Annotated in this window: 11 protein-coding genes and 2 pseudogenes; 4 read left to right on the top strand and 9 right to left on the bottom strand. The window is 69.5% G+C overall.

The features are described from left to right. Positions 1-96 precede the first annotated feature (96 nt). The gene (locus HW837_RS46660; RefSeq protein WP_193382984.1) at positions 97-912 is read right to left on the bottom strand and encodes an oxidoreductase; all 816 of its coding nucleotides are present in this window, start codon (positions 910-912) and stop codon (positions 97-99) included. Positions 913-1,116: 204 nt separating this feature from the next. On the opposite strand from HW837_RS46660, the gene HW837_RS46655 reads away from it, so the two are divergent. The 3 genes from HW837_RS46655 (at position 1,117) to HW837_RS46645 (ending at position 3,017) form a co-directional block, all read left to right on the top strand. Further along, positions 1,117-1,740, top strand: a complete 624-nt coding sequence (locus HW837_RS46655) for a TetR/AcrR family transcriptional regulator (protein WP_193382088.1) — start codon at positions 1,117-1,119, stop codon at positions 1,738-1,740. Positions 1,741-2,059: 319 nt separating this feature from the next. Further along, positions 2,060-2,179 (top strand): alpha/beta fold hydrolase, encoded by a 120-nt coding sequence (locus HW837_RS46650; protein WP_177262143.1) that lies wholly within the window; start codon positions 2,060-2,062, stop codon positions 2,177-2,179. Between the two features lie 115 nt (positions 2,180-2,294). After that, on the top strand, positions 2,295-3,017 hold the full coding sequence (locus HW837_RS46645; protein ID WP_045558033.1) for a methyltransferase domain-containing protein: 723 nt from the start codon (positions 2,295-2,297) through the stop codon (positions 3,015-3,017). 63 nt (positions 3,018-3,080) lie between these two features. Here the strand turns inward: HW837_RS46645 and HW837_RS49460 are convergent. Further along, positions 3,081-3,327: pseudogene (locus HW837_RS49460) on the bottom strand (IS5-like element IS4811 family transposase); the annotation flags it as partial. 446 nt (positions 3,328-3,773) lie between these two features. Between HW837_RS49460 and HW837_RS46640 the strand changes: the two are divergent. Further along, positions 3,774-4,305: pseudogene (locus HW837_RS46640) on the top strand (DUF1152 domain-containing protein); the annotation flags it as partial. A 474-nt stretch (positions 4,306-4,779) separates the two neighbouring features. On the opposite strand, the gene HW837_RS46635 reads toward HW837_RS46640, so the two are convergent. From HW837_RS46635 to HW837_RS46605, 7 genes are all read right to left on the bottom strand, one after another. Continuing rightward, positions 4,780-6,945, bottom strand: a complete 2,166-nt coding sequence (locus HW837_RS46635) for a 3-hydroxyacyl-CoA dehydrogenase NAD-binding domain-containing protein (RefSeq protein ID WP_193382089.1) — start codon at positions 6,943-6,945, stop codon at positions 4,780-4,782. Positions 6,946-6,983: 38 nt separating this feature from the next. Then, positions 6,984-8,198 (bottom strand): acetyl-CoA C-acetyltransferase, encoded by a 1,215-nt coding sequence (locus HW837_RS46630; RefSeq protein WP_045557804.1) that lies wholly within the window; start codon positions 8,196-8,198, stop codon positions 6,984-6,986. Between the two features lie 143 nt (positions 8,199-8,341). Continuing rightward, positions 8,342-9,889 (bottom strand): acyl-CoA synthetase, encoded by a 1,548-nt coding sequence (locus tag HW837_RS46625; protein ID WP_193382090.1) that lies wholly within the window; start codon positions 9,887-9,889, stop codon positions 8,342-8,344. A 61-nt stretch (positions 9,890-9,950) separates the two neighbouring features. Then, complete coding sequence (locus HW837_RS46620; RefSeq protein ID WP_193382091.1) at positions 9,951-11,351, bottom strand: aldehyde dehydrogenase family protein; 1,401 nt, start codon at positions 11,349-11,351, stop codon at positions 9,951-9,953. Between the two features lie 13 nt (positions 11,352-11,364). Further along, entirely contained in the window at positions 11,365-12,156 is a 792-nt protein-coding gene (locus tag HW837_RS46615) for a coniferyl-alcohol dehydrogenase (protein ID WP_045557807.1), read from the bottom strand. A gap of 20 nt (positions 12,157-12,176) precedes the next feature. Beyond that, the gene (locus tag HW837_RS46610; RefSeq protein WP_093792394.1) at positions 12,177-13,436 is read right to left on the bottom strand and encodes a cytochrome P450; all 1,260 of its coding nucleotides are present in this window, start codon (positions 13,434-13,436) and stop codon (positions 12,177-12,179) included. A gap of 37 nt (positions 13,437-13,473) precedes the next feature. Further along, positions 13,474-13,875, bottom strand: a complete 402-nt coding sequence (locus tag HW837_RS46605) for an SCP2 sterol-binding domain-containing protein (protein WP_045557809.1) — start codon at positions 13,873-13,875, stop codon at positions 13,474-13,476. Positions 13,876-14,028 lie beyond the last annotated feature (153 nt).

The raw sequence follows: 14,028 nt of genomic DNA, 5'->3' as shown, positions 1-14,028 counted from the left end.
GGACCACCGTCGGCTGACCATCGGGATCACCACCCTGCAGCGCGTGAAAGGTGCCGTGTGGCAGGTCGAAGGTGACGTGTTCAAATTCCATGGGTGTCAGCCGGCCAGTCGGTTGAGCTTGCGGATTTCTCTGTCGAAGGCGCGCGAGGGCACGAACCGGCGCAGGAGGCTGACGCGCTTGGCCATCGGGCCCGCGGGGTACCGGAGCTTGGGCTTGGAATCGGTGGCCGCCGCGACGATCACCTTCGCGACAACGTCCGGGTCGTCGGCGCTGCGCACGGCCGTGGCCAGCACATCTCGGGCGACCTCCCGCTGCGCGGCGTAGACCGGCACGGGCGAGTCGGGTGCCATGCTGCTCGCCTCGAAACCCGTGCGTGTGTAGGTCGGCTCGACCAGCAGCATCCGCACGCCGTGCTCACGAAGCTCGTGGTCGACGGACTCGGCGTAGCCCTCGACCGCATGCTTGGTGGCGGCGTAGACGGCCATGAAGGGGGCTGGGATCCGACCGAGCATCGAGGAGACGTTGACCACGCGGCCACGGCGCTGGGCGCGCATCTGGGGCAGCACCGCGTTCGTCATCCGCATCAGACCGAAGACATTGACGTCGAAGACCTCCTTGGCCTGGTCGATCGAGCTCTCCTCGCCGGCGCCGACCGCGCCCACGCCTGCGTTGTTGACCAGGACGTCGATCCGGCCGAACCGCTCGATCACCTCCTCGACCAGGGAGCGGACCGACTCGTCGCTGGCCACGTCGAGATCGAGGAACGTCACCCCGGCGATCGGCTTGGCGTTCGCCGCATTGCGGCTCGTGCCGACCACCGCGAAGCCGGCACCCACGAGGGCGAGCGCCGCCGCCCGCCCGATCCCGGAGGACGCGCCCGTCACGAGGGCCACTGGGGAAGCTGTCTGCATGGTGGTTCCTTCGGTTGCGGGAACGACTTCGTCGTGCCCTGCGCGGGGTCGCCTGGACTCAGGTCGACACAGTTCCCACCGGTCCTGCAAGCCCGGACCAAGCCGGTCCGGCCAAGCTCGGGATCGTTGTGGACTGAACGGTAAGGAACCTAATGGTTCTGTACTGGGTTGTCAAGAAGGGTGGGTCGGTCGTACCTTCGATGCATGGCCAGACCACGAAGCTTCGACCCCGACCACGTCATGCATGCCGCCGAGCGGCAGTTCCGCACCTCGGGCTACAACGGCACGAGCGTCGACGACATCAGCGCCGCGACCGGCCTGGGCCGCGGCAGCCTCTATGCCGCGTTCGACGGCAAGCGCGGCGTGCTGATGCAGGCGATGACCGGCTACTTCGCCCGGCTGGGGCAGGGTCCGCGGAAGGCGCTCGCCGGACCGGACGAGGGCGCCCTGGAACGCCTGCACGCCTACCTGCTCCGCGCCGTCCACGGGGTGCCACTCGCCCCCGACGTGCCCCCCGCCCCCGACCGGACGGCGGCGGCCTGCTTCGCCGCCAAGATGGCCCTGGAGATCGGCGCCTCCGACCCCGAGGTACAACGCCTGGCCCACGACTGCTTCTCCGTAGTCCGGGCGGCCGTGGCCGAGTGTGTGCAAGCGGCGCAGCGCAACGGCGACATCGACCCCGACGCGGACCCCGACGACCTCGCCTACCTCCTGCTGACCGTCATCCGCGGCAGCGACGTCGTCGGCGCATACGGCCACAGTCCCGACCGCCTCACCTCGATCGCGGAAAGCGCGTTCGCACTCCTGCCCCGCCCACGCCACCACTGACAAGGGCACGGCCGGCCTCGCCGGAATTCGTGCCAGTGCTCCGCCGCGGTGCCCTCGTAGAGCTTGGGTGTCATCCCCGCGGATGCGGGCAGCGGTACGGACTCCCGCCGGGCATCGACGATCGGCGACCGGTCCGATGGTCGCCCTCCTGCGCGAGCGTAAGCCTGACGTCCCGCTCACCCACGTGGCGGACGCCCCCGTGCAACCGGGACCACAACCGGCACAGGCGACCCCAGGTTCCTTACCGTTCAGTACACAACCGTCCTGAGCTCACCCCGGGGCCGACGACAACTGCTTTTCCGTGGAGGTGAGCAACGGCATGGACGACCTCTTCACGAACGGCTTCGAACGCATCGTCATACCCGGCACAGGGCACTTCCCGAACCTCGAACAGCCCAAGGCGGTCGCCGACCACATCCTGGGCTTCCTGAACAGCTGACCCCCTCCAACCACCCAGAACTCGAAGGGTTGACCGAACCATGACTGACAAGGAAAGGCAGGTGGCCACGGCTGTGACGACTCCTTTCGCGGAAAAGCACCGCGGCACCGAGGCCATGCTGGCCCTCCTCGACGCGATGGACCAGATGCCGAGCGCCAGCCTGCTGCGGGCCCGCTCCTACGAGCTGCTGTCTCTTGTCCCGGGCTCGTCCGTCGTGGACGTCGGCTGCGGTGCCGGGCGGGCCGTCGCCGAGCTGGCCGAGCGTGGCGTTAACGCGGTGGGCGTGGATCCCGATCCGTGGATGCTGTCCGCGGCCCGGAAACGGTGGCCGGCGGCCGAGTTCCGGGAGGCGGGGGCGGAGGACCTGCCGTTCGCCGACGGAAGTGTGCGCGGCTACCGTGCCGACAAGGTCTTCCACGCACTTCAGGAGCCATGGCGCGCGGTGGCGGAAGCGCGGCGCGTCCTCTGCCCGGGCGGCAGGATCGTCCTGGTCGGGCAGGACTGGGACGCCATCATGGTCGACTCTGATGATGCCGCGCTCACCCGCACGATCGTGCACGCCCGCGCCGACCTCCTGGGCACGCCCCGCGCCGCCCGCCAGTACCGCAACCTGCTCCTGGACGGCGGCTTCAACGACGTCACCGTCGAGGTGCACACCAGCGTGTTCACCGATCCCGCGATGCTGTCGCTGCTCACCGGGCTCGCCGAGTCTGCCTGCATGAGCGGTGCCGTCGGCCGTGACCAGGCCGATGAGTGGCTTGCCGAACAGCACCGACGCGCCGAGGCCGACCGCTTCCTCATCGCCATTCCGTTCTTCGTGGCTGCCGCCTCCGCCTAGAGAGCAGATGGAGCACGGGCTGCGGGGATCCGCTTGACCGGGGAACGGTGACCACGCCTGCCAGGCGCTCGTGGCCGATGAGGGTTTCCTTGGCCAGCTGGGGGTGGCCCCCTTCCGTGCGAGACGCCTGGCCATGAGGGTGATGACGGCCCAGACGACCAGGGTCTCAGTACTGGATGAGCCGTTCGTAGTCCCGGGCATGGCGTTGTGCGTGCATCATCCACGCGAGCGACCTCGACGCCCCAGCGCCGGGGCAGCACGACGAAGCCACAGGCGTCCTGGGGCGGCTGACCGGCTTGCCGGTCAGGTTGTCACCGGCCCGGTCGAACGGCCGGTCAGCTCGGCGAGTTCACGGCGGGCCTCAGCCTGGTCGTCGAGTACGCCGGCGACGATCCCGATCCGCACGAGCAGTGGCGCGACCTGGCGTCCGCGCCGGTCGCCGACGACGCGTACCGCGTGGTCACCCCGGCCGACTGGTCACCGACGCCCCGCTCGGTCAGGGAACTCGCCGACCGCCCCTGGGTCACCGCACCGCCCGGCACGGCGTGCGGCCGCGCCCTCGCGCGCATCTCCGCGCAGTACGCCTACACCCCGAGCTGCCTACATGACTCCTCCTGTGTCCGTGGCGCACTCTGTGCCAGAGCCCGGAAGAACCCGCCGTAGCCAGGCCTAGGACTTGTCGGACCTAAACGTCACCTTCAGCAAGGCGATGACGTCGTTGTTGCCGGTCCCCCGGAGGTCGGGAGGTTCGAGGTGAACGTCCAGGCGGTGCCGGTGAATTGTCGCCGGAGTGGCCCGTCACCTGGTACCCGTCGGACACGAGGAGGGAGGAGGTCAGAACAGGTCCTAGCGGCAGAACTCCCCCGCACCTTCGCCCTGATCGACCCGGGGAAGAGCCGAGGGCGTCACGCGCCAACTCTAAGAACTGGTCGCCTACTTGCGGCCGACCTCAATCGATGTCCTGGACGTCGGCGGCGACGTGTTGGCCCGAGGCGACGAACCGACGCTGAAGAGCCCACTCGTCCACGCCTTCACTGCCGAGGACGCGGAACCGATCAGCTCAGTCCTGGAATGGCACCCCTCAGAGGCAACAGGCATGCTCGCGGCAGCCGCCCGAGTCGTACGCGGCACGTGCGAAGTCCGAGATGCCGGACTCCCCATCCCCCTCACCAGCGAGAGCCCGACGGTCCACCAGGTCGACTTGGACGAGGCGTTGAACCGCAAGGAGTTGGCTCGCGTCATCATGTCGACAACAACCCTGGCAGAGGTGGAGGCGCTGAGCCGCGAGGCTTCTCTGAGATCGACACCTCACACTCGTCCGTCACGCCCTCGACTACGAGGGCCGATAGGCCCGAAAACACCGCGCCCACAAGCTCATTGACATCGCGCACACGATGGCAACGACGACCGTCCCCCTTCGCTACCACCGAATACGTGACAGAACCGAACGTTTCGCGGTCCCGACCGAGGTACTCGCGCGAGGGGGCGTGCGGCGCTGTCCTGGTGGATCCCCGCCTGGCTGGACCGTCTGTTGCCCGACCTGGACGTCGAGGGCGACAAGCTCGCGCAGAAGATCCCGCTGCCCCGCTCCGCCGCCTCCCGCGGGCATCGGTCTTCGACGCCGACGCCCGCGGCTGATCGCCGTCCTCCTCTGTCCGCCGAGCACGTAGCCGCGGCTCACGACCTCGCTCCGGTAGGTCCGGCCGACCGCAGGACGGCGGCCGGGTCAGGCAGCCTCAAGTCGAACCGTTCCGCTGTCGTTTCAGGCACGGTCGCCGGACGCGTCGGCCCTTGCGACCAGGGACGGCGTCGGGAGGAAGCGCTCACCGTAGCGGTCAGCCAGTTCACGGGCACGCGTCACGAAGCCCGCCACACCTCCCGGGTAGCCCTTGGCGTACTGCACGACGCCCCCGGTCCAGGCCGGGAAACCTATGCCCAGAAGAGACCCGATGTTGGCGTCCGCTTCGGAGAGGATCACCCCTTCGTCGAAACACCGCACAGCCTCCAATACCTCGGCGAACAGCATCCTTTCCCGCATGTCCTCGAAGGAGATCCGGTGCCGACCGGAGCCGAAGTGCTCCGCCAGACCGGGCCACAGCCGAAGGCGCCCGCCCTCGGCGTATTCGTAGAAGCCGGCCCCCGCTGTCCTGCCTCCGCGGTTGAAGTCCCTCACCATGCGGCGCACGACGTCGTCCGCGCCGAAGACGGGCGCGTCCCGCCCCTCCTTCTCCAGGGCCTCGATCGTCTCCTCCCGGACCTTGAGCCAGAGGGTCAACGAGAGTTCGTCCACCAGTTGCAGAGGCGGCGCGGGATACCCGGCCTGAGCGCCCGCCTGCTCGATGGAGGCGGGCGGCAGCCCCTCCCCCACCATGCTCACGGCCTCGTTGACGAACGCCCCGATCACCCGGCTGGTGAAGAATCCCCGGCTGTCGTTGACCACGATCGGAGTCTTGCCGATCTGGCCCGCGAGGTCGATCGCCCGGGCCAAGGTGGCGCCGCTGGTCCGCTCGCCCCGGATGATCTCCAGCAACGGCATCCGCTCGACCGGCGAGAAGAAGTGCAGCCCGATGAAGTCCGCCTGGCGTTCGACACCTTCGGCCAGCCCGGTGATCGGCAGGGTGGAGGTGTTGGAGCCGAGCAGCGCGTCGGGGGCCACGATCTCCTCGATCTCGGCGAAGACCTTGTGCTTGAGTTCCTGGCTCTCGAACACCGCCTCGATCACGACGTCGCAGCCGGTCAGGTCCGAGGGGAGTGCGGTGGCCGTGATCCTTGCCAGGACGGTGTCGGCGTCCGCCTGGGTCATCCGGCCCCGCTGTACCGCCTTGGCAAGGAGCCCTGCCGAATGGTCCCTGCCCTTCTCCGCGGCCTCGGCCGACACGTCTTTGAGGACGACCTCCAGTCCGGCCAGGGCGCAGACGTGGGCGATGCCCGCCCCCATCATGCCCGCGCCGAGGACACCGACCTTGTGTGCGACCGACTTCGCGTGGCCATCGGGCCGGGAGCCGCCGGACTGGATGTGCTGGAGGTCGTAGAAGAACGCCTGGATCATGTTCTTGGCGGTCTGTCCGGTCGCCAGCTCCACGAAGTAGCGCGACTCGATACGCAGCGCGGTGTCGAAGTCCACCTGCGCGCCCTCGACCGCCGCCGACAGGATGGCCCGCGGTGCGGGGACCGGTGCGCCCTTGAGCTGCTTGCGCAGATTCGCGGGGAGGGCGGGCAGGACGGCGGCGAAGGAGGGGGTGGACGGGGTGCCGCCCGGGATGCGGTGTCCCTTGGTGTCCCAGGGCTGCACCGGCTCCGGGTTCGCCCGGAGCCACGCCTTGGCCCGGGGCAGGAGTTCCGCAGCCGTGTCGACGACCTCGTCCACCAGGCCGATGGCCACTGCCGCCTGCGGTCGGTGCTTCTGCCCCTGGAGCAGCACTTTGAGCAGCGCGTCCTGAACGCCGAGCATGCGGACCGTGCGGACGATGCCACCACCGCCGGGCAGCAGGCCGAGAGTGACCTCGGGCAGCCCGATCCGGCAGCCCGGGGTGTCCGCGGCAATCCGGTGGTGACAGGCCAGGGCGATCTCGAGGCCGCCGCCGAGGGCGCTGCCGTTGATGGCGGCGACCACGGGCCTGCCCAGCCGTTCCAGCCTGCGCAGCTGGTCCTTGACCCGGGTGGCGGTGTCGAGGACCGACCGCGCGTCCTCGGAGCGTGCGGCCATGATGTCGTGCAGGTCGCCACCGGCGAAGAAGGTCTTCTTGGCGGAGGTGACCACGACTCCGGTGATGGTGTCGCGCTCCGCTTCCAGCCGGTCGACGGCCCGGCCCATGGACGCGACGTAGGCGGCGTTCATGGTGTTGGCCGACTGGCCCGGGGCGTCCAGAGTCAGTACGACGACGCCGTCCTCGTCACGGGACCAGTGAATGGTGTCCTGCTCGCTCATTTCTTGTCTTCCTCTTCCCTACGACGTGTTGGACGGCGTCAGATGCGTTCGACGAGGGTCGCCACGCCCATGCCGCCGGCGACGCACAGGGTGATCACGGCCCGCCGGGCGCCACGGCGTTCCAACTCGTCGAGGGCGGTGCCCACGAGCATGGCGCCGGTCGCGCCGAGGGGGTGTCCCAGGGCGATGGCGCCGCCGTTGACGTTGAGCTTCTCCAATGGCACGCCCAGGTCCCTCGCGTACTTCAGGACCGCGGAGGCGAAGGCCTCGTTCATCTCGAACAGGTCGATGTCGTCGACCGTCAGCCCGGCGCGGGCGAGCAGCCTGCGAGTGGCCGGGATCGGGCCGGTCAGCATGATCGTGGGATCCGCCCCGGAGGTCGCGGCGCCGGTGATCCGGGCCCGGGGCGTGAGCCCGAGGTCGTGTCCAGCCTGCGCGGAGCCGAGGAGCAGCAGGGCCGCTCCGTCCACGACGCCGGAGGAGTTGCCGGCCGTGTGCCGGTGGTCGACGGACTCCACGTGGTGGTACTTCTGCAGGGCGACCGCGTCGAATCCGCCGGCCTCGCCCACCTTGGCAAACGCGGGCGGCAGCAGGCCCAGGCTCTCCGCGGTGGTCTCGGGCCGCAGGTGTTCGTCGCGGTCGAGCACGACCAGGCCGTTCTGGTCGGTCACCGGGATCACGGAGCCCGCGAACCGGCCCTCCTGCCAGGCCCGTGCCGCTCGCTCGTGCGAGCCCGCCGCGTACCGGTCGAGATCCGCGCGGGTGAAGCCCTCCATGGTGGCGAGGAGGTCGGCGGCGACGCCCTGCGGCACGAATCCCAGGTCGTAGGCGGTGGCCGGGTCGGCCGCGAGGGCTCCGCCGTCCGAGCCCATCGATACCCGCGACATGGACTCCACACCGCCCGCGAGGAACAGGTCGTCCCATCCGGAGCGGATCTTCTGCGCCGCGGTGTTGACCGCCTCCAGGCCGGAGCCGCAGAAGCGGTTGAGCTGGACGCCGGTCACGGTGTCCGGCAGTCCGGCCACGAGGGCGGCGGTGCGCGCGATGTCGCCGCCCTGGTCCCCCACCGGCGTGACGACGCCGAGGACGAGGTCGCTGAGACGGTCGAGGTCCAGAGTCGGGTTGCGCTTGCGCAGGGCGTCGATCAGCCCGACGACCAGGGAGACCGGTTTGGTGCCGTGCAGTGCGCCGGTGTTCTTGCCGCGGCCTCGCGGCGTGCGGATCGCATCGTAGACAAAGGCTTCGGTGGTCACAGGCGGCGGGCCTTTCCCGGCAGTAGATTTGAATCTTGGGTAGATTAGAAAACATGGATGCAGGTGACCGCAGGCGGCTTCCGGCCCATGCTGTAGGAGGCTCCGGCGGGTGGGCCCCTCGGTAAAAGACGGCTGCGCGCGGGTCAGACCAGTCGGGTGGCCTGACCCGCCCAGTACTCGTCCTTCAGCAGGCGCTTCAGGAGCTTGCCGTTGGGGTGCCGGGGCAGTTCCGCGCGGAAGTCCACCGAGCGCGGGCACTTCACGTGCCCCGCGCGGTCGCGGCAGTACGCGATGAGCCGTGCGGCTACGGCCTCGTCGGAGTCGGGGCCCGGCACCCGTGTGACGACGGCCTTGACCTGTTCGCCGAACTCCTCGTCCGGCACGCCGATCACCGCGACGTCCTCGACGTCGGGGTGGCTCGCCAGCAGGCTCTCGATCTCCTGGGGGTAGATGTTCACCCCGCCGCTGATGATCATGTTGCTGAGCCGGTCGGTGAGATGGAGGTAGCCGTCCTCGTCCAGCCTGCCGATGTCGCCCATGGTGGCCAGACCGCCGGGCAGCTGTGCCGACCTGGTCTTGTCCGGGTCCTTGTAGTACTCGAACGGCGGCCCGCCGGAGAAGTAGACGACACCCTCCTGGCCGGGGCCGAGTTCCTCTCCGCCCGCGCCGACGATGTGCACCCGGCCGACCACCGCCCGGCCGACGGCGCCCGGGTGCTCCAGCCACTCCGGGGTGGTGCACACGGTCATGCCATGCCCTTCGGAACCCCCGTAGTACTCGACGAGAATCGGCCCCCACCAGTCGATCATGGCCTGCTTCACCTGCGGCGGGCACGGCGCCGCCGCGTGAATGGCGATTCGGTGGGAGGACGGGTCGTACCCGCGCCGTACCTCCTCGGGCAGCCGGAGCAGACGGGTGAACATGGTGGGCACCCACTGGCTGTGCGTGACATGGTGCTTCGCGATCGACTCCAGGGCCAGGGCGGCGTCGAACTTCCGCAGGAGGACCACGGTCCCGCCGACGGCCGTGACGCTGCGGGTCCATCTGGCCGGCGCCGCGTGGTAGAGCGGGGCCGGGGAGAGGTACACGGTGTCCTCGTCGACCTGGAACATGGACAGGGCCGGTGCGGGGATCGGGGGCGTGGTGCCGAGCGGGGCGCCGACCGAGGTCGGCCTGATGCCCTTGGGCCTGCCCGTCGTACCGGAGGAGTACAGCATCTCGGAGCCCTCGACCGCGCCCGGGAGCGGTTCGGCGGGCTGGCCGCTCTTGAGGACGGACAGTTCCTCGGCCCCGTCGTAAGGCGTTGCGTCGAGGGTCAGAACGGCGACGCCGGGGACCGCCGCCCGTACCGCATCGAGGTGGACTGCCGCGGTCGTCGCGGAGAGGACCACGGCGCCGGCCTCGCAGTCCCTGACGATGTGCGCCACCTCGTCCGGGGCGAGGTGGGTGCTGATCAGCGTGTAGTAGAGGCCCGCGTAGTGCGCGCCCCACACCACCTCCAGGTAGTCGACACGGTTCTCCGCGCAGATCGCCACGTGGTCGCCCGGGGCGAGCCCGCGGCTCCCGAACACGCGCGCGATCCTGTTGGCGGCGTCGTCGAGCTCGCCGTAGGTGAGGACCTCGCCGGTGTCCGCCATGACGACCGCCGGCTTGGTCTCCTTGTCCCCCCGGTGCGCTCCGGGGTACCACATGGGTGAGTCTGGCGCTGGGTTGGGCATGGCGTCCTCACTTGGGTGTCGGTCCGACCGCGGGTCAGAGGATCCGGCGCATCATGCTCAGCGCCTTCTCGGTGTACGGCGGGTACATCACGCGGGGGTCGGGTCTGAAGGTCTTGGCCAGTACGGCCTTGCGGTGGCTGAGCCGCTGGAAGCCCCACTCCCCGTGGTAGGCGCCGATACCGCTGGCGCCGACCCCGCCGAACGGGAGGGAGGGGACGAGGCAGTGCATCGCGACGTGGTTGACGACGGCGCCGCCGGCGGGGATCTCGTCGACGAGCCGGGTGCGTGCCGCCCTGACTCTGGTGAAGACGTACAGGGCCAGCGGCTTGGGGCGACGGGTGACGAAGCGTATGGCCTCGTCGGGCGAGTCGACGGTCAGCACGGGCAGGACGGGTCCGAAGATCTCGTCGGTCATGAGGGGTTCGTCGGGGGCCGGGTCCACGACGACCGTGGGCTCGACGGTCAGCGCGGCGCGGTCGGTGCCGCCCCCGGCCACGACCGAGCCTTCGGTGGCGTCGAGGTAACCGGCGATCCGGTCGAACTGACGCTCGTTGACGATGCGCATCCCGCCGTCCTGGTCGGCACGGAAGGCCTTCATGGACGCGACGACGCGGTCGACCAGAGCATCCCGGACCGTACGCTCCACGAGCACGTAGTCCGGTGCGATGCAGGTCTGTCCCGAGTTCATCAGCTTGACCCACGCGATGCGGCGCGCGGCGACGTCGAGGTCGGCGTCGGCCAGGACGATCGCCGGGCTTTTTCCGCCGAGTTCGAGGGTCACCGGGGTCAGCGTCGGAGCCGCTCCAGCCATGATCTTCTTGCCGATCTCGGTTCCGCCGGTGAACAGCACATGGTCGAAGCCCAGGGCGAGCAGGTCCTGGGTCACCATGGCGTCGCCCTCGACCACCTTGACCGCCTCCGGGTCCAGGTACCGCGGAACCAGCCGCGCCAGCAGCGCGGAGGTGGCCGGGGCCAGCTCGGACGGCTTGAGCACGGCGCAGTTGCCCGCCGCCACCGCCGCGACCAGCGGGCCCAGGCTGAGGTACACCGGGTAGTTCCAGGGCCCGATGACCAGCACGACCCCGAGCGGCTCGTACTGCACCCAGCCCGACGCCGGCTGCTGGCTCAGCGGCATGCGCTGTCGCTTCCGCTTCATCCACGAGCGCAGATGCCGACGTGCGTAGAGCGCCTCTCCCCGGGTGGAGGTGATGTCGCCCAGCCAGGACTCGGCGGCGCCGCGCCCGAGGTCGATGGCCAGGGCTTCGGCGATCTCCGTCTCGCGTTCCGCCACGAGCCGTGCGATGCCGTCGAGCTGCCGCTTGCGCCATTCCGGGCTCCGGGTGCGGCCGTCGGCGTGGACCGACCGCAGGGTCGCCATCAGTGCGTCGAGTCCGGCCGCCTCCTGGGCGGCCTCGGTGCTCGGTGAGGTGGCCATGTCCGTCCGCCCCTCAGACCTGGGGCGCCGGGACGTTGCCGGAGAGGACCGAGGCGGTGATGCCGCCATCGACGGTCAGTGGGTGACCGTTGATCCAGCGGGCCTGGTCCGTCAGCAGGAACAGCGCGGCACCGGCGATGTCGTCCGGTGTGGCGTGCCGGCCGAGCAGCGCCTTCACACCGTCGAGCTGGTCCTTGCCCATCGACTGCTCGAAGTCGGCCAGGATGGGCGTCTCGACCGGCCCCGGCAGTACGGCGTTGATACGCAGGCCCATCTCTCCCAGGGCGAGTGCCATCGCCATCGTGTAGACGGTCGTCGCCTCCTTGGAGAAGTTGTAGGCGTTGCCCTGCTGGGGGTGGTCGGCGAACCATCGCGCGCCTTCTTCGAAGGTGTCGGTGGCCAGCAGTTCCCTGATGGCCCCGAGTCGCTCCTGCCAGCCGAAGCCGGCGGTCGACGACACGATCACGACACAGCCACCCGGCGTCAGCCGCTCCAGCAGCGACTCCGTCAGGTGCCGTACGGCCAGGAAGTTCACGGCGAACACGGTGTCGCCCGGAGCCGTGCCGGGGATGCCCGCGATGTTGAGCAGCCCGTCGAAGGTGCCGTCGAGCCGGCCGACCGCCTCGTCGATGGAGGCGGGGCCGGAGAGATCGACCTCGATGTGGACATGGACCTTCGCCGTGGGCTGGTTACGGTCGAGGCTGTACACCTCCGCGCCGGCGGCGACCAGCTTCTCCGCGACCTCGTGACCGATGCCGGAGGCGGCTCCGGTGACGAGGTAACGCTTTCCCGCGAACTGCGACATCTGACTGCCTCTCAACGCGCTCAGAGGGTGTACGGCATGCTCTTGACGGCACGCACGAAGTTGCCGGCGAGGTACACGGGCTCGCCCACCCGAAGGGTCGGCGCACGGTGCAGCAGCTGGTCGAAGATCTCGGTGAGCTGCATCTTCGCCAGGAAGTTGCCCATGCAGTAGTGCGGACCGCCGCCGCCGAAGGCCAGGTGGTTGTTGGCCGGCCTCAGGATGTCGAGGAGGTGCGGGTCCTTGAAGACGCGCTCGTCCCGGTTCCCGGACGCGTACATCATCAGGACCCAGTCGCCCTCCCTGATCTCCTGCCCGCCCAGCACGGTGTCGCGGGTGGCGGTACGGCGGAAGGTCTGGACGGGGGTGACGTACCGGACGAACTCCTCGACGGCCGGGGCGATCCGGCCCCCGAAGTCCTCCAGCAGCAGTGCCTTCTGGTCGGGGAAGTCCTGAAGGGCGCGGGCGGTCACACTGATCGTGTTGCGGGTGGTGTCGTTGCCGGCGACGGACAGCAGCACGAAGTAGGCGGCGATCTCGTCGTCGGTCAGCCGCCGGCCGTCCACCTCGGCCTGGACCAGGCTGGTCCACAGGTCGTCCTTCGGCTCCGCCCGGCGGCGTTCGGCATGCTCCAGGCCGATCTGCAACAGGGTGACCAGGGCCTCGTTGAGCACCTCGCCCGGTTCGCGCCCTGCGGCGACGTCCTCGTCCGCCCAGGAGACCATGCCGTCGGCGTGATGGGCGGCCAGTTCGCGCTGGTCCTCGGGGAGGCCCATCATCTCGTAGACGGTCCACATGGGCAGCCGCTTGGAGACCTGGCTGACGAAGTCGCCCTCCCGCGTGGTCAGGAGGTCGTCGACGATCGTCGTGGCCTGGCGCCTGATCTGGTCGTGGATCCTCGCGACCTGCCTGGGCGTGAACGCCGAGCTCACCAGGCGCCTGAGCTGGAAGTGGCGTGGAGCGTCCATGGCGAGGAACGACGACGCCGCCTCAAGGATGTCCTCGGGGATCTCCTCGACCATCACTCCGCGTGCCGAGCAGTAGATCTCCGGGTTCTTGCTGACCTCGGCGATGTGCTCGTGCCGGGTGACGGCCCACACGCCGTCGTTCTCCGGGGGCATCAGGGCGCCTTCGAGGGGCGGGTGCCAGCTGACCGGACGCTCGTCGCGGAGCGTGCGGAACGCCTTCTCCCGTTCCTCCCAGGTGCCGGCCCAGAAGGACAACGGGGAGATGCTGACGGGGTCGTACGCCCGTGGCGCGGTTTCGGTGGGCTGGATGGCCATGTTTCCTCCGGGGGTGGGGTGGCGGGCCCGGGCGGGCTCAGAGGACGAGGTCGTCCCGGCCGTCGCCGCGCAGGCTGTCGACGTAGAGGGGGAAGAGCTTCTTGCCCAGCGGTGCCAGCTTGAGCAGGCTCGCCACGTTGCCCTCGACCTTGATCCTGCTCTTGGCCATCGCCAGCGGGAGGTTGACCTTGCCCTGCCAGTAGGCGTTGCCGACGTCGGCCGCCATTCTCATGACGGCCTGCGGGGGCGCACCGCCGGTGCCGTCCCCGACGGTGCCCGCCGTCGTGTCCACTTCCACGACCGTGTCCGGCTCGGTGAAGGCGAACTGCAGCACCATTGCGGTGTCCCGGAGCTTGGGCCCGATCTCCGCGTCGGCGAACGCCGCCTCGAAGATGCCACCGATGTACTTCCTGACCTCGTCCGCGTCCCTGAATCCCACGGTTCCTCCTGACGTCCGCGAGGAAGATCGCCCGAATCCGATGAGCGATTCAAATATAAATTTGATTAGATTCCACACCCAAACGGGTCCCCGACGGGCAGCACCTCAAGTGCCGCGGTCTCGAAAGGGGGTGCGTTTCGGGAACGTAACATA

The sequence above is a fragment of the Streptomyces caniscabiei genome (assembly GCF_014930365.1).
Classification (GTDB): domain Bacteria; phylum Actinomycetota; class Actinomycetes; order Streptomycetales; family Streptomycetaceae; genus Streptomyces; species Streptomyces caniscabiei.
Note: the sequence above shows the minus strand (reverse complement) of the source record. Positions and strands in the feature narration are given on the sequence as shown.

Bases quoted from the DNA above. Each gene is read 5' to 3' on its own strand.
- HW837_RS46660 (WP_193382984.1), bottom strand. From the start codon at position 912: ATGCAGACAGCTTCCCCAGTGGCCCTCGTGACGGGCGCGTCCTCCGGG.
- HW837_RS46645 (WP_045558033.1), top strand. From the start codon at position 2,295: ATGCTGGCCCTCCTCGACGCGATGGACCAGATGCCGAGCGCCAGCCTG.
- HW837_RS46610 (WP_093792394.1), bottom strand. From the start codon at position 13,436: ATGGCCATCCAGCCCACCGAAACCGCGCCACGGGCGTACGACCCCGTC.
- HW837_RS46655 (WP_193382088.1), top strand. From the start codon at position 1,117: ATGGCCAGACCACGAAGCTTCGACCCCGACCACGTCATGCATGCCGCC.
- HW837_RS46615 (WP_045557807.1), bottom strand. From the start codon at position 12,156: ATGTCGCAGTTCGCGGGAAAGCGTTACCTCGTCACCGGAGCCGCCTCC.
- HW837_RS46620 (WP_193382091.1), bottom strand. From the start codon at position 11,351: ATGGCCACCTCACCGAGCACCGAGGCCGCCCAGGAGGCGGCCGGACTC.
- HW837_RS46625 (WP_193382090.1), bottom strand. From the start codon at position 9,889: ATGTGGTACCCCGGAGCGCACCGGGGGGACAAGGAGACCAAGCCGGCG.
- HW837_RS46635 (WP_193382089.1), bottom strand. From the start codon at position 6,945: ATGAGCGAGCAGGACACCATTCACTGGTCCCGTGACGAGGACGGCGTC.
- HW837_RS46650 (WP_177262143.1), top strand. From the start codon at position 2,060: ATGGACGACCTCTTCACGAACGGCTTCGAACGCATCGTCATACCCGGC.